The organism is Rhodoplanes sp. Z2-YC6860 (assembly GCF_001579845.1).
In the GTDB taxonomy this organism is placed as follows: Bacteria; Pseudomonadota; Alphaproteobacteria; order Rhizobiales; family Xanthobacteraceae; genus Z2-YC6860.
In genome coordinates, this window is record NZ_CP007440.1 from 7,853,681 (window position 1) to 7,873,979 (window position 20,299).

The 20,299-nt window shown below is 63.6% G+C and carries 19 protein-coding genes; 7 read left to right on the forward strand and 12 right to left on the reverse strand.

The annotated features are described in order from the left end of the window. Positions 1-54 precede the first annotated feature (54 nt). A complete protein-coding gene (locus RHPLAN_RS36540) occupies positions 55-1,857 on the forward strand; it encodes a CocE/NonD family hydrolase (protein WP_068029497.1) in 1,803 nt (600 codons plus the stop codon). Between the two features lie 252 nt (positions 1,858-2,109). Here the strand turns inward: RHPLAN_RS36540 and RHPLAN_RS36545 are convergent, their stop codons facing one another. The 7 genes from RHPLAN_RS36545 to RHPLAN_RS36575 form a co-directional block, all read right to left on the reverse strand. Then, positions 2,110-3,249: a cobalamin-independent methionine synthase II family protein gene (locus tag RHPLAN_RS36545; RefSeq protein ID WP_068029500.1), complete on the reverse strand. Its 1,140-nt coding sequence runs from the start codon at positions 3,247-3,249 to the stop codon at positions 2,110-2,112. Positions 3,250-3,282: 33 nt separating this feature from the next. Then, on the reverse strand, positions 3,283-4,269 hold the full coding sequence (locus RHPLAN_RS36550) for a Bug family tripartite tricarboxylate transporter substrate binding protein (protein ID WP_068029503.1): 987 nt from the start codon (positions 4,267-4,269) through the stop codon (positions 3,283-3,285). A gap of 98 nt (positions 4,270-4,367) precedes the next feature. After that, positions 4,368-5,657 (reverse strand): TRAP transporter large permease, encoded by a 1,290-nt coding sequence (locus tag RHPLAN_RS36555; protein WP_084246286.1) that lies wholly within the window; start codon positions 5,655-5,657, stop codon positions 4,368-4,370. A 29-nt stretch (positions 5,658-5,686) separates the two neighbouring features. Then, positions 5,687-6,217 carry a TRAP transporter small permease gene (locus tag RHPLAN_RS36560; RefSeq protein WP_157100717.1) on the reverse strand — a complete coding sequence of 177 codons (531 nt, stop codon included), beginning with the start codon at positions 6,215-6,217 and terminating at the stop codon, positions 5,687-5,689. A gap of 71 nt (positions 6,218-6,288) precedes the next feature. After that, the gene (locus tag RHPLAN_RS36565) at positions 6,289-7,332 is read right to left on the reverse strand and encodes a TRAP transporter substrate-binding protein (RefSeq protein ID WP_157100718.1); all 1,044 of its coding nucleotides are present in this window, start codon (positions 7,330-7,332) and stop codon (positions 6,289-6,291) included. A 202-nt stretch (positions 7,333-7,534) separates the two neighbouring features. Beyond that, positions 7,535-8,257, reverse strand: a complete 723-nt coding sequence (locus RHPLAN_RS36570; protein ID WP_198164639.1) for an AprI/Inh family metalloprotease inhibitor — start codon at positions 8,255-8,257, stop codon at positions 7,535-7,537. A gap of 48 nt (positions 8,258-8,305) precedes the next feature. After that, complete coding sequence (locus tag RHPLAN_RS36575; protein ID WP_068029517.1) at positions 8,306-9,286, reverse strand: 2-hydroxyacid dehydrogenase; 981 nt, start codon at positions 9,284-9,286, stop codon at positions 8,306-8,308. Positions 9,287-9,367: 81 nt separating this feature from the next. Between RHPLAN_RS36575 and RHPLAN_RS36580 the strand changes: the two genes are divergently transcribed. The 4 genes from RHPLAN_RS36580 to RHPLAN_RS36595 all read left to right on the forward strand — a co-directional run bounded on the left by RHPLAN_RS36580 (position 9,368) and on the right by RHPLAN_RS36595 (position 12,743). Further along, positions 9,368-10,432 carry an NAD(P)-dependent oxidoreductase gene (locus RHPLAN_RS36580; protein WP_257730514.1) on the forward strand — a complete coding sequence of 355 codons (1,065 nt, stop codon included), beginning with the start codon at positions 9,368-9,370 and terminating at the stop codon, positions 10,430-10,432. 97 nt (positions 10,433-10,529) lie between these two features. Beyond that, positions 10,530-11,342 (forward strand): RMD1 family protein, encoded by an 813-nt coding sequence (locus RHPLAN_RS36585; RefSeq protein WP_068029521.1) that lies wholly within the window; start codon positions 10,530-10,532, stop codon positions 11,340-11,342. Between the two features lie 55 nt (positions 11,343-11,397). Then, a complete protein-coding gene (locus tag RHPLAN_RS36590) occupies positions 11,398-12,258 on the forward strand; it encodes an amino acid ABC transporter substrate-binding protein (protein WP_068029524.1) in 861 nt (286 codons plus the stop codon). Between the two features lie 83 nt (positions 12,259-12,341). Continuing rightward, positions 12,342-12,743, forward strand: coding sequence for a GlcG/HbpS family heme-binding protein (locus tag RHPLAN_RS36595; protein WP_068029527.1), 402 nt, complete (start codon positions 12,342-12,344; stop codon positions 12,741-12,743). 216 nt (positions 12,744-12,959) lie between these two features. On the opposite strand, the gene RHPLAN_RS36600 is transcribed toward RHPLAN_RS36595, so the two are convergent. Then, complete coding sequence (locus RHPLAN_RS36600) at positions 12,960-13,949, reverse strand: substrate-binding domain-containing protein (RefSeq protein ID WP_068029529.1); 990 nt, start codon at positions 13,947-13,949, stop codon at positions 12,960-12,962. 179 nt (positions 13,950-14,128) lie between these two features. Beyond that, a complete protein-coding gene (locus tag RHPLAN_RS36605) occupies positions 14,129-15,094 on the reverse strand; it encodes a fumarylacetoacetate hydrolase family protein (protein WP_068029532.1) in 966 nt (321 codons plus the stop codon). Between the two features lie 184 nt (positions 15,095-15,278). On the opposite strand from RHPLAN_RS36605, the gene RHPLAN_RS36610 reads away from it, so the two are divergent. Both RHPLAN_RS36610 and RHPLAN_RS36615 read left to right on the forward strand, forming a co-directional pair. Beyond that, positions 15,279-16,226 (forward strand): VOC family protein, encoded by a 948-nt coding sequence (locus RHPLAN_RS36610; protein WP_068029535.1) that lies wholly within the window; start codon positions 15,279-15,281, stop codon positions 16,224-16,226. A 127-nt stretch (positions 16,227-16,353) separates the two neighbouring features. Continuing rightward, entirely contained in the window at positions 16,354-17,286 is a 933-nt protein-coding gene (locus RHPLAN_RS36615) for an amidohydrolase family protein (protein ID WP_068029540.1), read from the forward strand. 78 nt (positions 17,287-17,364) lie between these two features. Here RHPLAN_RS36615 and RHPLAN_RS36620 read toward each other — a convergent pair whose 3' ends face one another. From RHPLAN_RS36620 to RHPLAN_RS36630, 3 genes are all read right to left on the reverse strand, one after another. Next, positions 17,365-17,649, reverse strand: a complete 285-nt coding sequence (locus RHPLAN_RS36620) for a hypothetical protein (protein ID WP_068029544.1) — start codon at positions 17,647-17,649, stop codon at positions 17,365-17,367. A 326-nt stretch (positions 17,650-17,975) separates the two neighbouring features. Further along, positions 17,976-19,118 carry a uroporphyrinogen decarboxylase/cobalamine-independent methonine synthase family protein gene (locus RHPLAN_RS36625; RefSeq protein ID WP_068029546.1) on the reverse strand — a complete coding sequence of 381 codons (1,143 nt, stop codon included), beginning with the start codon at positions 19,116-19,118 and terminating at the stop codon, positions 17,976-17,978. A gap of 8 nt (positions 19,119-19,126) precedes the next feature. Next, complete coding sequence (locus tag RHPLAN_RS36630) at positions 19,127-20,146, reverse strand: zinc-binding dehydrogenase (RefSeq protein ID WP_068032413.1); 1,020 nt, start codon at positions 20,144-20,146, stop codon at positions 19,127-19,129. Positions 20,147-20,299 lie beyond the last annotated feature (153 nt).

Here is a 20,299-nt window from a genome sequence, read left to right on the forward strand (position 1 = left end):
CTAAATGAGCACGCTCAATTATGAGCATGCTCATTTTTAACAGAGTGCCCCGCCATGCCGCAAGCCGCCTTCACGCCTCCGTTGTTGCAATCCGCAGAAAATCCCGGACCGGCCTATGACCGCGAACCCACCTTTCCGGCGATGGCCCGCGACGGCGACGTGATGGTGCCGATGCGCGACGGCGTGAAGATCTGCATCGACGTCTACCGGCCCGAGGCGCCCGGCAAGTTTCCCGCGCTGCTCGCCTTTGCGATCTACAACAAGGACTTTCAGGGGCCCGACATGGCGGCGGCGCTGCCGCCGCAACCGGCCTGGTCGCCGCTCTGGACCGGGCCGCTGGAGGCCGGCGACACCAAGTTCTTCGTGTCGCGCGGCTACGTGCATGTGATCGGCTCACCCCGCGGCATCGGCAAATCCGAAGGCGGCGGCTCGCGCGAGTGGGATTGCTATGACCTGATCGAATGGATCGCCCAGCAGCCCTGGTGCGATGGCAATGTCGGCATGGTCGGCATCTCAGGCTTCGGCGCCGAGCAGTTGCAGGTCGCAAAGCTTCAGCCGCCGCATCTGAAGGCGATCTTTCCGTTCGATTCGCGCGGCGCCTATGGCGAGTTCGGCGGCTTCCGCGACGAATATCCGGGCGGCGTGATCCATCTGTTCCGCTATCTGGTCGGGCACTTCTCGGCCATGCATCAGAACCGCGGCGCGCCCGGCGCGCTGCCGCCAGAACGCGAGACGCTGTGGCGGGAGGCGATGAACAATCCCGACTACAAGATGTATCCGCACATCGCCAATCTGCTGGCCCAGAAGGGCCAGCACATGCCGCCCTACTTCCAGCTGCTGATCGATCCGTTCGACAAGGAAACCGCCGTCGAGAAAAGCGAAGCCGAGTTCGACCGCATCAACGTGCCGACCTACACGGGTTCGGGCTGGTACGGCTACACGTACAAGACCCACCTGAACGGCTGCCAGCATTGGTATCGCAACATCAAGTCGCCGAAGAAGCTGTTGCTCGCAGGCCCCGCGCATGTGGAGCGGCCGTATCACACGTTCCACAGCGAGGTGCTGCGCTGGCACGACCAGTGGCTGAAAGGCATCGACACCGGCATCACCAAAGAGCCGCCGGTCAAATACTGGGTGATGGGCGAAAACGTTTGGCGCACCGCGGCCGACTGGCCTGTGCCCGAGACGCAATGGACCAAGCTCTATCTGTCGAGCTGGGAGCGGCTCACGCCCGACCTGCCGGCGCCGTCGAGCGCCGCGGAGACGCTGCCATCCGATGCCTTCGTGCAGATGCCGCCGACGCAAACCAGCACGATCCAGCGGCTGCGCTACATGACCGATCCGTTGCCGCATGATGTGCTGGTCGCGGGGCCGATCGCGCTGACGCTTTATGCATCGATCGATCAGGACGACACCAACTGGATCGTGGTGCTGAAGGACGTCGGCCCCGACGTCTCGGTGATGAGCGTCAGAGAAGGCGAACGCCAGGTGCCGAGCGATCTCCGCGAGCGCGAGGTCACCCGCGGCTGGCTCAAGGCGTCAAACCGAGCGATCGACGAGAAGCGCTCCAAGCCGTGGTGGCCGTGGCATCCACTGACCCGCGAAGCGGCAAAGCCGGTGACGCCGGGCACGATCGAGGAGTATCGGATCGAAGTGATGGCGACCGCGAACCTGTTCCGCAAAGGCCACCGCATCTGCCTCGACGTCACCAGCTTGGACCTGCCAACCGGCGTCGCCGGCGCGACCAATGCGGAGTACGTGCCGTATCACATCTGTTCGAGCAAAACGGTGCTGCACAAGGTCTACCACGACCGCAGCCGGCCTTCGCACCTGCTGCTGCCGATCGTGCCGCAGTGACAGGTGTACGAACTTCGGGTTCGGAATACCGAACGCTTCCCAGTGAATTAAGGTATGCCCGTGCAACAAGCACACTGTCACCCGCGGGCTTGACCCGCGGGTCCATGACCCAGGCTCGGTAACGGAAGTCTTACGTAAGGCTGCCCGAACTGGACGCGCTCGTGGATCACCGGGTCTCGCGCTTCGCGCGGCCCGGTGATGACACCGCCTTGTGGCCCCCGATGCAAGTCAGCTGGCAACGGGCCCGAAAACCTAAAGCCCCGACTTCGACGCAAGCTCCGCGCCTTGCACCAGCGCCTTGAGCTTCGCCCAGGCGATCTGCGGATGGGTGCGGCCGCCGAAACCACAATCGGCGCCGGCGATCACGTTCTCGACGCCGACACGCTTGGCGAAGCGGCGGATGCGTTGCGCGACGAGCTCCGGATGCTCGATGCCATCGGTGGCATGCGAGATCAGACCGGGGATGAGAATCTTGCCGTCCGGCAGTTTCACGTGGTCCCACACCGCATACTCGTGCTCGTGCCGCGCATTGGCGGCCTCGATCAGGTAGCCCTGCGCCCGCACCCGCAGCATGAGGTCGACCAATTTATCGAGCTCGATGTCGAAGGCATGCGGGCCGTGCCAGCTGCCCCAGCAGAGGTGATAGCGGATGCGATCCTCGGGCAGACCGCGCAGCGCGTGGTTCAAAGCCTCGATCCGCACCTCGCAATATTTGCGGAATTGATCGAGGCCCATCTGCATGCCGACGCGGTCCCACAGCGCCGGCAGCCAGGCGTCGTCGACCTGCAGGATGAAACCAGCTTCGATGATGGTCTGGTATTCGGTGCGCATCGCCTCGGCGATCGCGAAGATGAACTCTTCCTGGGTCTTGTAATATTCGTTGCGGCGATAGGGCTCGAGGCTTGCCGGCGCGGTGCTGGTGATGAAGGCCTCGGTGTCCGGGCCAACCGCTCCGCGAAACAGCTCGATCTCGCGCTTCAGCGCCGCCGCGCCGCGATAGGTCACCGGCGCAACTGCAACCCAGTGCGGCCGCGCCTGCTTGATCTGGCCGGCCGGCTCGTAGAACAAGGTGCCGCGCTGCGTGGCGTAACGATAGAAATCGGCGAATTCCTCACGGTCCTTGCCCTGCAGGATGACCGGCGTGCCACCCTCGGGTGGCCGCGCCTCGAAGCCGCCGAACCGGCTGTCGACGTAAGACAGCCAGTCGCCACCCTTGGCGTATTCGCCCTCGTTGATGACGTCGATGCCGGTCTCGCGCTGCTGCGCCACCACGCCGGCCACCATCGCGCGCAACGCCGCGTCATCCTCGTTGCCGGCACGGTCGGTGCCGTCGGGCCGCGGCAGGCTGCCGACATGGGTGGTGAGAATCGTCTTGCTGCTGCTTCGTTTCATGAGGGAATTCCGGCGATCGGTGTTCGGAGGTTTTTATTGCGGCTTGAGATTGAGCACCTTCGCCAGCTCCTGCATTGTCGCCCACTCCTTCTCCATCGCCGCACCCATCTCCTCGGATGTGCTGGTCAGGATCGGCGTGCCGTTCTCATCCAGCCGCCGCTTCAGCTCCGGATCCTGCGACGCCTTGATGAACAGCTCGCGGACCTTGGCGACGACTTCGGGCGGCGTGTTCGCCGGGGCGGCCAGCGCGAACCAGCTCGCGACCTTCTCGTTGCCGAAGCCGAGCTCGGTCAGCGTGGGCGTGTCAGGCAGTGGCGCCCAACGCGCATCGGCGTCGAGCGCGAGCGCGCGGAGCTTCTTCTCGGCGAGATAGGAGCGTGAGGTCGACAGCGTCGGCCAGCTGAAGTCGACTCGGCCTGTAATGAGATCGGCCATCATCGGCGAACCGCCGCGATAATGCACGGTCTCGAACGGCACCTTGTCGGCGAGCAGAATCTTGGCGCCGAGCAGATGCGACGGCGAGCCGAGACCGGGCGTGCCAAAGGTGAGCCCGCCCGGTTTCTTGCGGCCGAGTTCGTGCAGTTCCTTCATGGTCTTGGCCGGGCTGTTCTCGGGGACCGTGAGCACCACGACGCTGTTGAACAGGAAGGTCACCGGCGCAAAGCCCTTCACCGGCTCGTAGGGCGCATTGCCGGACGCCGGGATGGTGGCGTGCTGCGAGCCGGAGAACACCAGGAGCGTATAGCCGTCGGGCGTTGCGTTCTGCACTGCGGCCGCCGCGACACCGCCGCCGGCGCCAGTGCGGTTCTCGACCGTGATGCGCTGCCCGCCGATTTTGGACGCGGCCTCGGCATAGAGCCGCGCCGTGATGTCGGTGATGCCGCCGGCTGCCAGCCCGACCAGCAGCGTGATCGGCTTGCTCGGATAGTCCTGTGCTTGAGCCTGCACCTTGGCCGATGCGACCAGCACCGACAACGCGAGGCCTGCCAAAACGAAACGGCGCGCGAATTGGCGTGTCACATTGATCCTCCCTTTTTATCACCGTGCCCCGGTGACGCGGCAGGATCAAGAACTTCGAGATCGCCCACTCGCCGCGGCGAGCGCGAAGGTGGGACAACTCACCGCATGGTCTGCGGCAGCCACAACGCGATCTGCGGGAAGATCATCAGCAGCACCGTGGTGATGACGATCGCCAGCATCAGCACGCTGGTGCCCTTATAGACCTTCATCAGATCGACGCCTGCGGTGGCGCTGACCACGAAGGCGATCAGGCCCACGGGCGGGAACACCAAGCCCATCGCCACCATCATCATCGACAGTACGCCGAACCAGATCGGGTCGAAGCCGAGCGACGTGATCAGCGGGAAGGTCAGCTGCAGCGTCAGCAGCAGCAGCGGGATCTCGTCCATGAACATGCTGATGACGAAGTAGGCGACCACGATGCCGATGATGATGACCCAGCGGTTGAGGTTCATGCCGCTGACCATCGTCACCACCTCCTGCGGGATGCGGCTCAAGGTCATGTAGTAGCCGAAGATGGTCGCGCCGATCAGGATCAGGAAGATCATCGCCGAGGTGCGGATGGTCTGCTTCAGCGCGCCGACGGATTCGGCCCAGGTAAGCCGCCCGAACAGCGCGCCGATCACAGCGGCAAGGAACGCGCCGAGCGCACCGATTTCCGTGGGTGTCGCGATGCCGGTGTAGAGGAGCAGCAGCACGAGCAGGATCAACAGAAGGCTCGGCCAGACGCGCTTGAGGCTTGCGATGCGCTCCGGCATCGGCGTGCGGAAGGTTGCCGGCGCGTGATGCGGGCTGATCGCCACCCAGACGTAGATCATCACGGCGAGCAGCACGCCGACCATGATGCCCGGCACAACGCCTGCGACCAGCAGCTTGCCGATCGAGGTTTGCGTGGCGATGCCATAGATCACCATGGCGATGCTCGGCGGAATGAGAATGTCGAGCGTCGCGCCGACGCCGATCGAGCCCGCGGCGAGTTCTTCCGAATAGCCGTGGCGGCGCATTTCCGGCATGGCGATCTTGGCCATCACCGAAGCCGCGGCCGTGCTGGCGCCCGACATGGCGCCGAAGATGCCGCAGGCGAACACGGTGGCGATCGCAAGCCCGCCCTTGAAATGCGACAGCCAGGAGGCTGCCGCGTTGTAGAGATCGCGCGCGAGCCCGCTCGAGGCCGAGAAATAGGCCATCAGAATGAACATCGGGATCGTGGTGAGCTGATAGTCCGCGACCGTGCTGAACGGCACGAGACCGATGATGTTCATCATCTTGGTGACGTCGCCGGTGATCAGCCAGATGCCGAACATGCCGGAGCCGGCCAGCGCCACGGCAATGGGGACGCCGGCCAATAAGGACAGCACCAGGATCAGCATGGGAAGTGCAGTGGTCATGTCGGATATGTCCGCAAGCCGCGCCCCGATCAGGTGGCGGACGGCGCCTCTTGTGACAGCAGCATGGATTGCCCGCTCCGCACCCGCGTGATGTCGATGAGCATGATCACTGTGAGCGCCAGGAAGCCGATCAGCACGAAGCTATAGGCCGGGCCCACCCGTATGGGCAGCGTGCTGAGTTCGGTTTCATCGCTCAAACCGCGCAGCGCCTGCTGGCCGGTGGCGAACACCATGAACACGCAGAACGCCAGGCTCACCACGTGGGCGAAGTAGTCGGCCGCAAGCTTGGCGTTGCCGGACAGCCGGTCGACCAGGAAGGTCACGCGGATGAACAGCCCGCCGCGATACGCATAGGACAGGCCGAGAAAGATCGACGCCACCATCAGATATTTCTCGGTGATCTCAAGCGCGCCGAGAATGGGAGCATTGAACAGGTAGCGGCTGAATGCGTCCGCCGAGGTCAGACACATCATCGCGAAGTTCGCGAGCACACCGAGATAGAGCAGCGCCAGCTCGCAACGCTGCAGCACCTTGCCGAGGAATTCCATGTTGTCGTTCAACTCCGGCGCCGCCCCCCAGCGCGAGCCGGCTCCGCGGTTCCAATCGAACGCGGAGCCGGTTGCAACCGTCGTCAGTTCTTGGCGTTGGCCAGTTCCAGCGCGGTGTTGAGGATGTCGCGCGCGTCCTTGTGGCCCTTGCCTTCCATCTTCTTGACCCACTCTTCCCAGATCGGCTCGCCGGCGACCTTCTTCCAGCGCGCCAACTCATCGGTCGGCACGTCGTAGCGGTTGAGCGTGATGCCCGCGGCCTTCACGCGCTCTTCGACACCACCTTCGGCGCTGTCGAAGAAGTTCTTGCCCCAGAACTTCGAACCCGGCAGGGCGCTGACGCTCATAAGCGCATCGCGCGCCTCTTTCGGCAGGCTCTGGATTTTCTGGCGGTTGGCGCAGAGCGAGAAGTACGACGAATAGAACGGCGCCATGGTGATGTTCCGCGCCACCTCATAGAGCCGGAAACCGTGGATCGCCTCCCACGGCACCGCTGCGCCGTCGAACACGCCCTTGTCGAGCGCCTGATACATGTCAGGCATCGGCAGCACGGCCGGCGAGGCGCCAAGCGCCTTGGCCATCTCGATCGGCGGGCCGCCGAGTGTCCTGATCTTGAGACCCTTGAGATCCTCCATGGTCTTTACGAGCTTCTTGGAGTTCGCGGTGATCAGGAAGTTCGGCGATGTGGTGTAGAGCACCAGCGGCTGGATCTCGCCGTACTCCTTCTGGATCGATGGGAATTTCTCGTAGAGCTTCCACAGAATCTCGCCGCCCTGCTCGGCGGTCTTGATCGGCATGAACGGCAGCGACATCACGTCGGACAGCGGCGTCTGCTCGGGCCAGTAGCCTTGCACGCACCAGCCGATGTCGGCGATGCCGCTCTTGATGCCCTTCCACATGTCGATGCCCTTGATCAGGGTCTGCGACGCGAACACCTCGATCTTGATCTTGCCTTTGCTCGCCTCCTCGACCTGCTTGACCCACGGATAGAGCGCGTGCGACGGGCCCCAGCCGGTCGGCGAGTTCTGATCGGCCAGCGTGAGCTTGACCTCTTGCGCCGGAACCGCCGTGGTCAGCGCGAGCGCGGCGGCCATGGCAAGCGCCGCCGGTAAAAGCTTTCGGATCACATCGTCCTCCCTGAGGGGTGTTCTGCCCCTTTGAACACGAGTGTGCCGTTGCGCCGCGTATCGCACAAGGGGTCACGTAAATCCCACGATACGGTACAGCGCTGATTCTATTATGGATTTGGTTATGTCACCCGAAGTGGTGACACCGGACAGTCGATCGTCGACGATGGCGCGAAGACGCTCGCGCGCGCCTCGCGGCCGGTTACTTCCGCACCATCAGCAGCGGATTGGCGGTCTGCGGCACGCGCTGCCATTTGCCGCCGTCTTCGCCTTCCTCGAAGCGCCAGGACTGGCCGTTCGCGGCGCGCAGCACGATCTCGCCGCGGTCCATCTGCCAAGTCACCGGCGCGAAGCGCGTGATCACCGGATCGCAGCCCGGCTGGATGCGCAGCGCGAACTCCTCGCCGGACGGCGTACTGGTCAGCGATAGCCCGCAGATCGCGCGGCCGGTGCGGCGGATCACCGACCATTCGCCGGTGATCTGCTCGGCGGTCTTCGGAGCGGGCCCAAGCGACGAGGCGTTCTGGATGAACATGATGCCCTCGCCCGGCTTCGGCGCTTCGAAGATGCCGCTTTCGACTTCGTTGAACTCCAGAACTGAGGCGCCCTGTGCGTCGAGCAGTTTCAGAAAATCATTTTCGCTGTACTGCCAGGCGACCACGTCCTTCACGAACGGAAACAGGTTCAAGCAAGCCGGATCGAATTCGACGCGCTTGCCGACGCGGTTCGCCTCGTTGCGCAAGGTGATCGAACAGGTCTTTTCGCGGTCGGCGTTGGAAAATTCCCAGGTGCCGACCACGGTGCGCGGCGCCGCGGGTGGCGGCGCGTCGGCCGTTGGCGCATCCGGCATGGTCACCGGCGGATCGGGCATCGTCACCGGTGGATCGGCCGCCTGCTGCGCGGCCAGCGGTGCGGCGAATGCCATCAAAGCGATCAGGGCAGCAGGCAGGATCCGGATCATCCGGGGAAAATATCACGACCGCTTCTGTGGCGGCCAGGGTGTCTCGGGCACCGGCGACAGCAGCGGCTTACCAGCGCCCCAGGCCAGGAGATTGTCGACCACGAGCTGCTCCATCTTCTGCCGGGTGAAAACCGACGAGGAGCCGAGATGCGGGAACAGCACGATGTTGTCCATCTCCATGTATTCCTTCGGCACCTCGGGCTCATTGACGAACACGTCGAGACCTGCCGAATGAATCGTCTTGTCCCTGAGAGCCTTGATCAGCGCCGCGTCGTCAACCACGGTGCCGCGTGACATATTGATGACGATGCCGCGCGGTCCCAGCGCCGCCAGCACCTCGGCGTTGATCAGATGCTTGGTCGATGGCCCGCCCGGCGTGATCGCAATCAGCGTGTCGACGTCACGCGCCATGTCGACGAGCTTGCCATAGTACTTGTAGCTGACGCCGGCCTGCGGATTGCGGCTGTGATAGACCACCGGCACGCCGAAGCCTTCGAGCCGACGCGCGATCGCCCTGCCGATGCGCCCAAGACCGATCATGCCGACGGTGCGGTCGCGCAGTGTGGCACGGCTCAGCGGATACTGGCCCTGCACCCATTTGCCGGCGCGCAGAAAGCGCTCGGCCCGCGAGAACTCGCGTACGGTGCAAAGCAGAAGCCCCAGCGCGGTGTCGGCGACCTCCTCGTTCAGCACCTCGGGCGTGTTGCACACGACGATCTTGTGATCGACCGCGTACTTCACGTCGATGTTGTCGTAGCCGACGCCGAAGCTCGAGACCATTTCGAGCTTGGGGAAGCGCGCCATCACATCGGCCCGCATGGTGTCGGGCGCGCCGGTCACCGCCGCGGCGCGGACGTTGCCGCCGACCTTGCCGATGATCGTTTCGGCATCGCCGCCCTTCGGCAGCACATGCAGATTGAACGGCCCGCTGAGGCCGTCGACGATCAGCTTCTTCGGCACTCCGATCAGCACCACATCGGCTTTGTCCGACATCGCCCACTCCTGTATTTTTCGGCCTTTTAACGTGCATGTTCGGCGCCAAATCTCAAGCCATGCAGCGCATTTCGTCGCGGTCTGGGAGCATCCTGCCCACGTTGCGGCGGCGCGTGGGGCCGTGCTAGCAAAACCCCAACTTTCAACCCGCGTCACAAAACATCGCGCGTCACATCAAGGGAGTTCGGCATGGCTGCAAGCACGCAACGGATAGGCTGGATCGGAATGGGCCGCATGGGCTATCCGATGGCCGAGCGGCTTCTGAAGGCCGGATATGACGTCTCCATCTGGAATCGGACGCGCTCCAAGGCCGAGCCGCTGGCCAAGCTCGGCGGCAAGATCGTCGACAAGCCGTCCGACCTCGCCGAGACCGACATCGTGTTCTCCATCGTCGCCGAGGGCAAGGATGTCGAGCAGGTCTATTTCGGCAAGGACGGCGTGCTCTCGGGCAACAAGACGCCGGGCGTGTTCGTCGACTGCTCGACCATCGCGGTCGAGGAATCGGTCGAGATCAGGAAGCGCCTGAGCGACCGCAAGGCCGACTTCGTCTGCGCGCCGGTGAGCGGCAACGCCAAGGTGATCAAGGCCGGCAAGCTCAGCTCCGTGTGCTCGGGCCCGAAGGCGGCCTTCGACAAGGCCGAGGCGATGATCAAGGTGTTCGCGCCGAAGGGCGTTTCTTACGTCGGCGAGGGCGAACTCGCCCGCGTCTGCAAGATCGCGCACAACGTGATGCTCGGCGTCGTGATCCAGAACCTGATCGAGATCACGCTGCTGGTGAACAAGATGGGCGTGCCGCGTCACGCCTTCCTGTCGTTCCTCAACAACGGCGTGATGGGCTCGATGTTCACGGCCTACAAGTCGCCGGCGCTGGTCAATCTCGACTGGACCACGACGTTCACGCCGGAGCTTCTCCGCAAGGACCTCGACCTCGGCCTCGCGCTCGCCGACAATATCGACGTACCGATGCCGATCACGGCGGCGACACGCGCGATCCTGCAGATGCACATGGGCCACGCCATGCTGCAGAAGAATCCGGAAGAGTATCTCGCCAAGGACTTCGCCACGCTGATGGAGACCATGGCGCTGTCGGCCGGCATGAAGCTCGAGAGCGAGAACAAGCCGGTGCCGACCGGATTGGAAAACTAGGCTGTCAAGCCGACACAAACGCCGGGTATGATCGGGCGCCGGACTTGATCCGGCGCCGCCACTGAAAGATCGCCGCATCGCGGCCGCAGCGTGCCCGATGACCGATGGACCGACCCAGCCCAGGAATATCCTGACCGCGCGGGCACTGATGCTCGGCGACCGTATCGACACGGTCGGGCTCGAACGCAACGACGTGCTCTCGACCCAGCCGCTGGCGTTTCGCACCGGCAGCGGCGGCATCGTCACGCTCTATCGTTATGGCGTGGCGGTGCTGATCGGCATGTCGGCGCTGGAGGAGGATGAGGTCATCCGCCAGCTCGAAGGGCGGATCATCCGGCCGACCAAGCGGCGCGAGGAAGAATCGACGCGCATCGAGGTCGCACCCGACAAGGACGAACAGATCCTGCCGGGCGGCACGGTGGTGCTGAAAACGCTGACCAACGAGCACGCCTTGCTGATCGCCGACGCGCTCGCGACCAGCGTGATCCTCGCTCATGACGAACGCAACGTCGCGGCAGTGTTCGACGTGATCGAGCCGCTGGCGCGGCAACTGGCCGAGCGCGGCCGCACGCCGGGCAGCCGCCGCTCCATCCTCAAGCACATCGGCAATGCGTTGCTGGTGCAGCAGCGCGTTTCGGGGCTCGTGGCGGTCGCCGAAAAGCCCGACGTATTGTGGGAACGGCCGCAGCTCGAACGGCTCTATGCCCGGCTGGAAGACGAATACGAGTTGAAGGAGCGCGCCGATGTGCTCACCCGAAAGCTCACGGTGATCTCCGACACCGCCCAGGCGCTGGCCGATATCATCGACACCGAGCGCTCGCTGCGGCTCGAATTCATCATCGTCATCCTGATCCTGTTCGAGATTCTGATCGCCGGTTATCAGATTTTGTGGCTACACTCGCCCGCATAGGGTGCGCCGGAGTGGGAACTCTGAGAGGCGGCGCGCCACAGAGCGGGAGGCTGTCATGCGGCGCGCCACACTGGCTGTCATTGCGCTCGTTCTCAGCCTGGGCGTCATAACGGATCATGCGCAGGCGCAAGGCGGCCGGCTGAAGACGATCGCGGCCAGCAAGACGATCAAAATCGCGCATCGCACCGACGCGTTGCCGTTCTCCTTCATCGATCACGACAAGGAGGTTGCCGGCTACACCGTCGATGTCTGCAAGGCGGTGGTCGCCTCGCTGCAGCAACAGCTCAAGCTGCAGACGCTCAAGATCGAATGGGTGCCGGTGACCACGCAGAACCGGTTCGATGCAATCGCCAATGGCCAGGCCGATCTCGAATGCGGCGCCAGCACCGTGACGCTCTCCCGCATGAAGGATGTCGACTTCTCGAACACCATCTTCGTCGAAAGCACCGGTCTGGCCGTCAATGCATCCGCCTCGGTGAACAAGCTTCAGGACCTTTCAGGCAAGAAGATCGCGGTGATCTCGGGCACCAGCAACGAAAAGGCCATGGCTGCAAAGAATCAAGAGATGCAGCTCAACGCCACGCTGGTGCCGATGAAAGACCGTGACGCGGCCGTCGTCGCGCTCGAACGCGGCGACGTTGACGCCTTTGCCAGCGACAAGCTGCTGCTGTACGGCGCGGAGTTCAAGAACCCGCAGGCTGTGCACGCGCTGTCCGATGACCTTTCGATCGAACCCTATGCGATCGCGCTGCCGCGCGGCGATTGGGAGCTCAGGCTCGCCGTCAACACGGCGCTTGCCGAGCTTTTCCGCAGCGGCGATGTCAAAAAGATCTTCGGCGTGTGGTTCGGCCAGCTGGGGCTCCGGCCAGGCGCACTCCTCGAATCGGTCTATCAGCTCGGGGCCGTAGCGAAGTAACGCCGCCCCCCGATTGACGACGACGCAATTCTCGTCACTCTATCGGCGCTCATTTTTCTCAATCGATCTCACGAGGAAACGTCATGCGTCAGAAGCCCGCCCTCACCTCCGCCGATGCCCACAAGATGATGGATGCCTGCAAGGCCGAGGCCCAGAAGAACAAATGGAATGTCGCCATCGCGATCGTCGACGACAGCGGCTCGGTGATCCTGCTGGAGCGGCTCGACGGCTGCGGCGCGATCAGCTCGGACGTGGCGGTGAAGAAGGCGCAGACCGCGGCGCTGACCAAGCGGCCGACCAAGTTCTTCGAGGACCGGGTCAAAGAGCGGCCGGGCTTCGTCACCTTCCCGACGCCGGGCGTGATGTTCCAGGGCGGGCTCCCGCTCGTGCATCAGAACGAGTGCGTCGGTGCGATCGGTGTGTCCGGCGTGCAGTCGCACGAGGACGAGCAGGTCGCTCAGGCCGGCGTGAACGTGTTGGGTTGAAGTGCTCGGTTAAACGGCGATTTGTTGCACCATTGGTGCCATGCAGGCGGTGTCATGCCCGGGCCGGCGCGTAGCGCCGTGACCCGGGCATCCATGACCTTCGTCAGTCAATGACAGTCTTACGTTCGACTTCCGCCGCCGAGCCAGGGTCATGGATCGCCGGGTCAAGCCCGGCGATGACAGCGGAGTGCGAGGCGATAGCCGCGCAAAAATCTTTCAAACCTTGAAGCTCTTCAGCACTTGCGCCGGAAACAGCTCTTCCGGCGTCAGCTTCCGATGCAAGACACCCTGCTCGAAGGCGTATTGCAAAAACGCCTCCAGCGTCGTGCGGTTCTGCTCGACACCGTTCGGCATCAGGTCCGGGCCGACCACGTCCTGCATCCGCTTCATGAATTCGTAAGCCCACGGCAGCGGCAGAACCGAGCTGGTGCCGGACAACACGCGTTCGACGCTGCGCCGCCGCGCCTCCTCGAACGCACGGAACAGATTCACCGCCATCCATGGATTGCGTTCGATGACGTCACGCTTGAACGCGATCGTGTGCATGATCGGATAGATGCCGGTCTCCTTGACGTATTTCATCTCGATGTCGAGGTAGTCCGGAAACAGCCGCACGATATCCGGATGGCCGTCCTCGAAGCACTTCGGCGCGTGCGCCGCCAGCGCCGCATCGATCTCGCCCGAGATCAGCATTCCGCCGAGGCTCTTGTCCGGCCGTGACTCGTATTTGATGCCGGGCGGCAGCTTCAGCTTCACCTTTTCCTGCCGGCCAGGCTGATCGACGCCCGCCTGGACCCAGTGGATCGAGGCGAGATCGACGCCGTATTGGTGCTGGATGAAGCCGCGCGAATAGACCGAAGCGGTCTGCGCCCATTCCGGAATGCCGATGCGCTTGCCGGCGAGGTCTTCCGGCTTCTTCACCGGACCCTTGCGATTGATATAGACCGACGAGTGCCGCGGCACGCGCGACGGAAACACCGGGATCGCAACGAGCGGCGAATTGCCCTGCGACACCAGCGAGCAGTATTTCGCCATCGAGACTTCGGAGACGTCGAAGTCGAAATAGTTGAACTGCCGGAAAAAGATTTCCTCGATCTGCAGCATGAGCACGGTCAGGTCGACGCCTTCGACCGGCACGCGGCCGGTGACCAGCTCGTTGATATGCTCGTAGTGGCTGGTGGCCAGGGTGAGAGGCAATTTGCTCAAGTCACGACTCCTACAGCGAATACAAATTTATGCCCCGTCATCCTGAGGTGCGAGCGTAGCGAGCCTCGAAGGATGCACGGCCCCGCAGTCGCGCCAGCCGGGCCGTCGACCCTTCGAGGCTCGGCCTGCGGCCGAGCGCCTCAGGGTGACGGGGATGGATCAGCGACCGCGGCGAAATCTCAAATCGCTCCCGTCGCGGTCGGACCGCCTTGCGGGCGATGCCGCTTCACGGCATCCGGATTGGTCGAGTCGACGCCCATATAGACGCCGCGCTCCCAGCTGCGCTTCAGCGGATCGCGCACCTTCAGCGACATCTTGCCGATGCCGACCACCTCGATGTCCACGGTCTCGCCGTCCTGCAGGAAGCCCAGGCCTTCGTGATTGGTGCCGCAGGCGATCAGATCGCCCGAATTCATCGTCATCACCGTGGTGGCCCATTCGACGAGCTCCGGCACGCGGTGCTCCATGTCGTCGGTGTTGTAGTTGTGGCGGAGCTGGCCGTCGTTCCAGAAGCGGATGACGAGATCGTTGGGATCCTTCACCTCGTCGGCCGTGGCGATGCACGGGCCGATCGGCGCGAACGTATCGAACGACTTGCCGAGCCAGCTCGTCAGCGGCGTTGCCGGCCAGGTGCGGCGGCCCTGCTCGCGCGCCGACACGTCGATCAGACTGGTGTAGCCGAACACGGCCTTCTTCCAGTCGGCGGCCTTTACCATCTTGGCCGGGCCCTTCATCACCAGCGCGAGCTCGGCTTCGTGCATGAAGGCCCACGGCACGGTGTATTCCGGCAGCACGATGGTGTCGCCCGGGCCGATCACGGCGTCCGGGTTCTTCATGAACATGTTGAGCGGCCGCGCCTCGCGTTGGGCGTGCTCCCAATAGTTGGCGATGCAGCAGAGGATCTTGCCGGGCCGCGGCAGTGGCGCCTTGAGCTGCACCTTGTCGGCCGCAACGGCCGCGCCGTCCTTGGCGAGCTTTTCGAGCGTTGGCCGCAGGCTATCGAAGTCGTCGATAATGCCCTGCATCGTGAGCTGCGGCGTCGTGCCCTTCCGCACCGCGCCCGAAATGTCGACGATGCCCCGGTCGGTCATCAGGCCAGGAGCGACCTCGGCGTTCCCCGCCGACTGAAACAGCACAAGCTTCACGAATTCCTCCCATTTTTTGTCGCGGCGGAATACAGCACATTGCCCAAAACCCGGCCAGCCGCCACCACCGGCGCATATCTGGCCTGTCGTAACGACCAAATTGCCTTTTAACCGGCGGGTGCGTTATCGTTCCGCTATGCGGGGCGATCCTTAGAAACGCCTCCCGTCCACGGGTGAGGAAACCATGGCTGTCATCAAGGTCACCGATATTGCTTATGTCCGGCTGCGCTCGCCGGACCTCGATCTCCAGGCCGAATTCCTGGACAACTTCGGACTGGCGCCGAGCTCCAAGAGCAGCAAGGCGCTGTACTATCGCGGCACCGATCCGGTGCATCACGTCCACATCACCGAAAAGGGCGATCCGAAGTTCGTCGCCGTCGGCTATCACGCGGCGAGCGAAGACGACCTCAAGACGCTCGCCAAGGCGCCGGGCGCGACCGGCATCGAGAACATGGACGAGCCCGGCGGCGGCAAACGCGTGCGGCTCACCGAGCCGAACGGCTATCAGATCGAAGTGGTCTGGGGCATGGACAAGGTTCCGGAAATTCCGGCGCCGCGTCAGCTGCTCAACTCCGGTTACGCACCGCTCGCCCGCGCCGGCGATCTGATGCGCATTCAGAAGGGTCCGTCGCGGGTCAAACGCGTCGCACATGCGGTGCTCGGCACGCCGAAGGTGAAGGAGACCGTCAACTGGTTCCGCCACCATCTCGGCTTCATCTGCTCCGACGACGTCTATGCCGGCGAGAAGGAGAACCTGATCGGCTCGTTCAACCGCATCGACGGCGGCGACACCTTCGTCGACCACCACGTGTTCTTCGCTATCAACCACGGCCATGCCGGCCTGAACCACGTGTCGTTCGAGGTGGCGGACATGGACGACGTGTTCATGGGCCACCAGCACCTGCGCGACACCGGCAAGTACGAGCACATGTGGGGCATCGGCCGGCATCTGCTCGGCAGCCAGGTCTACGATTACTGGGCCGATCCGTGGCGGCGCGTGCACGAGCATTGGGCCGACAGCGACCGGCTCAACGTCAAGAACGGCTCGAACCTGCTCTCGGCCGAAGAGGCGCTGGTGTCGCAATGGGGCGACCCGCCGCCGCAGAAGTTCATTGAACACGTCAGCATCTGACGTTTAAGACACGTGCAGTCCGATGGCCGGGCCGGTAGCCCGGCCATCGTCTTTTTGCGCATGTCCCGGAAAAGTGGGCACCGGTTTTCCGAAAAGGACATGCGCCACTTATAAGGAGATAGTAGTCATGGCCAGTCAGATCATCGCAATCGAAGAGCATTTCACGTCGCCCGCGCTGCGCGACGCGGTTGCGCCCAGGCCCGGCCCGATCCAGACCATGCTCGACGACATGGCTGGCCGCCGCATCAAGGACATGGACGAGGGCGGCATCGACATTGCGGTTCTGTCCGAGAACAATCCGGCGGCGCACAACCTGCCGCCCGACAAGTCGGTGGCGCTCGCCAAGGCGTCAAACGATTTTCTTCACGAACAGATCAAGGCCAATCCGACGCGCTTCAAGGGCTTCGCGGCGCTGCCGCTGCCGGACCCGAACGCCGCGGCCGATGAGCTCGAGCGCTGCGTGACAAAGCTCGGCATGCTCGGCGCCATGGTGATGGGCACGACGCAGGGCAACTTCATCGATGACAAGAAATACTGGCCGGTGTTCGAGCGCGCCACCAAGCTCGACGTCCCGGTCTATATCCATCCGTCGCCGGTCAAGCCTGCGGTGGCGGAGGCCTTCTTCAAGGATCACGCCGCGCCGCTGTCCGGCGCGCCGCTCGGCTTCGGACTGGAGACACTGACCCACACCTTCCGGCTGATCACCTCGGGCGTGTTCGACCAGTATCCGACGCTGAAGATCATCGTCGGCCATCTCGGCGAGGCCGCGCCCTATACGTTGTGGCGCACCGAACACAATCTCGAAAAGCTGATGAAGATGCCGAAGTCGTTCAGCGACTATTACAAGACGCACTTCTGGCTCACCACCAGCGGCGCCTTCTCGAATTCCGCGCTCGCCTGCGCCATGACCGAGATGGGCGTGGAGCGCATCATGTTCGCGGTCGACTGGCCCTACATCAACAACGCGCTCGGCACCAAGTGGCTGAAGGCTGCGCCGATCAGCGAGAAGGATCGCGAACTGATTTTCGCGGGCAACGCCAGGAAGCTTCTGAAGATGTAACGACGCGACCGGCGAGCCGGCCGATAAATACAAGCCCCGGCATTGCTGCCGGGGCTTTCGTTTTAGACCGACCTGCGATTAGTCGAGGTCCGGATCGCCATACGGACGGTCCGGATAAGGCAGGTTGTGGCCCGTCTGGCCCTGATACGGGCGGCCCAGGTTTTCCTGGTTGTCGTAGTAGCTGCCGCGGGCATAAGAGCCGAAACCAGACCGGTTCGGCGGATTGCTGAGATCCTGATCGCCGTAGGTCTTCACGGTGTTCACATCGCTGTAGTCGGCGTGCGAACGAGATGCTGCGAGCGACGGACTCGCGAGGGCGAGCAGAACTGCGGCCCCAGCGGCCAGGGTGGTGAGCGTTTTCATGTTCTTGTCTCTTTCAAATGTTCGTCAGACGGTTACTCCCGCTTCAAGCGATTCTTCCCAATGGTCAGTGTTTGAATTTTCTATGGCTGTGACATAGCGCCGCAACGATCGCGGTCAACGGTAGCGAGTCACCGATCAAGCGTTCTTGAGCGCGCGTTCTGCGGGATGAAACGCGTCATCGATTCGAATCGAACTGCGCGATGCAGAAAAACCCGCGAAAAACCTGGAGCAATTCACTCGTTTAACTGAACGGCAACGAGTGTGTCGGGCGGATTAAATGTTCGTCATGAAAAACTTTTAATCCCGCATTCGATTCCAAACACGTCTCAATTCCAAACGCGCCGCGCGGTTTCGACGACGATCTCGAGCTTGCGCTTCTGCTGGTCCGGCGTGATCAGGTTTCCGACAACGTCCGACGCGAATCCACACTGCGGGCTGATGGCGAGTTGCTCGAGCGGAATGACCTTCGCGGCCTCGTCGATGCGCCGCCTCAACGCGTCCACGTTCTCCATCTCCGGCACCTTGGTGCTGACGAGCCCTAGGACCGCGACCTTGCCCTTGGGCAGAAAGCGCAACGGTGCGAATGAGCCGGCGCGCGGACTGTCGTATTCGAGCAGAAAGCGGTCGTGCGGCAGCTCGCTGAACAGCCGCTCCGCGATGGCGTCGTAGCTGCCCTCGCGATGCCACATGCTGCGCTGGTTGCCGCGGCAAAGGTGAATACCGAAGGTCACGCCCGGAAAATTCGCGATCACGGCGGCGTCGGCTTTCAGCGAGCGCGAGAAATTCTGCGTCGGGTCTTCGCCGCGATCGCGCATCTGCTTCAGCATTGGCTCGTCGACATAGGCGGTGTAGCCCGGCGCGTCGATATGGATGTAGCGGCAGCCAGCCGCGACCACGCTTGAAATGATCTCGCGCTCGATTGCCACCACGTCAGCCAGGAAGGCGTCCATATCCTTGTAGACCGCCTTTGAATTCTCGTAGTCGAAGCGCTGACTGATTCGATCCGGACCGATCAGCGAAACTTTCGCCGGAGTCTTCGCCACGCCCGCGATGAACTTGTATTCGTCGAGCGGCACGTTGCGGGTGAGCTTCAGCCGCGACTTTGCCGGCCGGCGATGCGAGATCGCGGTGCCGTGTTCCTGGACCGGCACCTCCCAGCGCCGCAGGGCGGTGCCGCCTTCCACGCGTCGCGAGTAGGCTTTGACCGTGCTCGCACCAGCATCGAAGCCTTCGACGGCGGCGCCAAAACTGTCCTGGAAATTCAGCCGGCGCATCTCGCCGTCGCTGATGACGTCGAGCCCGACGTTTTCCTGCAACGCCACTGCGCCGCGCACTGCGTCGTCTTCGGCCTTGCGCAGGCCCGCGGCGTCAAGCTTGCCTTCGTCGAGCGCCTTGCGGGCGTCGACCACGGCGGCCGGCCGCAGCAGACTGCCGACAACATCGGTGCGGATGGTGCGGAGATCGGTCATGTCACGCCTCACAATTGCGTTGGATCGAGAATCACTTTGCCGAGGCCGCCCCGGCCCTCGACGAGTTCATGCGCCAGCGGCGCCTGCGACAGCGGCAGCACGCGGTCGATCAGGGCCTTGAACTTGCCGGCCGCCGCCATCTCCATCGCCTGCCGCGCGCTTTCCGGCCGCTCGCCGGTCACGCCCATCACGGTGATCTGATTGAGATAGAGCTTGTTGACGTCGAGCGGCACGACACCGCCGCCATGGCCGCCGGCCGTGACCAGCCGGCCCCTGCGGCAGATGGTGGCGAAGGCTTTCGGAAACAGCTCGGGATCGCCGATGTTCTCGAACACCACGTTGACGCCCTTGCCTTCGGTGATGCGCATCGCCTCGATGGTGAGATCCTGCGTGCGATAGTTCACGCCGGCATCGGCGCCAAGATCGAGCCCCACTTTGACGCGATCGTCGGATCCCGCCGCGGCGATCACCTTGGCGCCCAGGTGCTTCGCCACCTGAACGCCAGCGCTGCCGAGCCCGCCCGCCGCGCCCATCACCAGCACCCATTCGCCGGGCTGCACTTTGGCGTGATCGGCGAGAAGATGCATCGCGGTTGGCGCGTGACGCGTCACAACTGTGGCGGTCGGGAAGTCGACGCCGTCCGGAATGATCGTGGTGTTGGCCGCAATGGCGCGGACATATTCCGCATAGCCGCCCCAGGCATGCACGCCCATCAGGCGGATCGCATCCGCACCGCTGTGGTCGCCGCCGGCAACACGCAGCGCCACGGTCACACGGTCGCCGACCTTGCGATCGGTGACGCCCTCACCCACTTTGACGACGACGCCAGACGGATCGACGCCCAGCACAAGCGGCAGCTTGACGGGCCTGGCGTATTTGCCGGCCCGCACTTTCGTATCGAGAGTGCGATTGATGGAAACAGCGTGAACCTTGAGCAGCACCTCGCCAGGGCCAGGTTCGGGTGTCGGCACCTCTTCGAGCTTCAGCACGCTCGGTGGGCCGAATTCGCGGAGCACAATCGCCTTCAACGCATCCTCCAAACGCCAACTTCTTTGCGGCGATAAGGCCGTACAGCGCCGCGCGGGTCAAGCTGGCTGTCATGCATCCGACCGTGGCGCGGGGAACCTCTCGAAAAGTTTAGCCACAGCGCGGTCGCCATGTCGGAACACACACGTGCGACC

What these genes read in the sequence shown, in the direction of transcription:
- RHPLAN_RS36590 (WP_068029524.1), top strand. Translation starts at nt 11,398, where the DNA reads ATGCGGCGCGCCACACTGGCTGTCATTGCGCTCGTTCTCAGCCTGGGC.
- RHPLAN_RS36610 (WP_068029535.1), top strand. Translation starts at nt 15,279, where the DNA reads ATGGCTGTCATCAAGGTCACCGATATTGCTTATGTCCGGCTGCGCTCG.
- RHPLAN_RS36575 (WP_068029517.1), bottom strand. Translation starts at nt 9,286, where the DNA reads ATGTCGGACAAAGCCGATGTGGTGCTGATCGGAGTGCCGAAGAAGCTG.
- RHPLAN_RS36625 (WP_068029546.1), bottom strand. Translation starts at nt 19,118, where the DNA reads ATGACCGATCTCCGCACCATCCGCACCGATGTTGTCGGCAGTCTGCTG.
- RHPLAN_RS36540 (WP_068029497.1), top strand. Translation starts at nt 55, where the DNA reads ATGCCGCAAGCCGCCTTCACGCCTCCGTTGTTGCAATCCGCAGAAAAT.
- RHPLAN_RS36615 (WP_068029540.1), top strand. Translation starts at nt 16,354, where the DNA reads ATGGCCAGTCAGATCATCGCAATCGAAGAGCATTTCACGTCGCCCGCG.
- RHPLAN_RS36555 (WP_084246286.1), bottom strand. Translation starts at nt 5,657, where the DNA reads ATGACCACTGCACTTCCCATGCTGATCCTGGTGCTGTCCTTATTGGCC.
- RHPLAN_RS36585 (WP_068029521.1), top strand. Translation starts at nt 10,530, where the DNA reads ATGACCGATGGACCGACCCAGCCCAGGAATATCCTGACCGCGCGGGCA.
- RHPLAN_RS36595 (WP_068029527.1), top strand. Translation starts at nt 12,342, where the DNA reads ATGCGTCAGAAGCCCGCCCTCACCTCCGCCGATGCCCACAAGATGATG.
- RHPLAN_RS36545 (WP_068029500.1), bottom strand. Translation starts at nt 3,249, where the DNA reads ATGAAACGAAGCAGCAGCAAGACGATTCTCACCACCCATGTCGGCAGC.
- RHPLAN_RS36570 (WP_198164639.1), bottom strand. Translation starts at nt 8,257, where the DNA reads ATGGCATTCGCCGCACCGCTGGCCGCGCAGCAGGCGGCCGATCCACCG.
- RHPLAN_RS36620 (WP_068029544.1), bottom strand. Translation starts at nt 17,649, where the DNA reads ATGAAAACGCTCACCACCCTGGCCGCTGGGGCCGCAGTTCTGCTCGCC.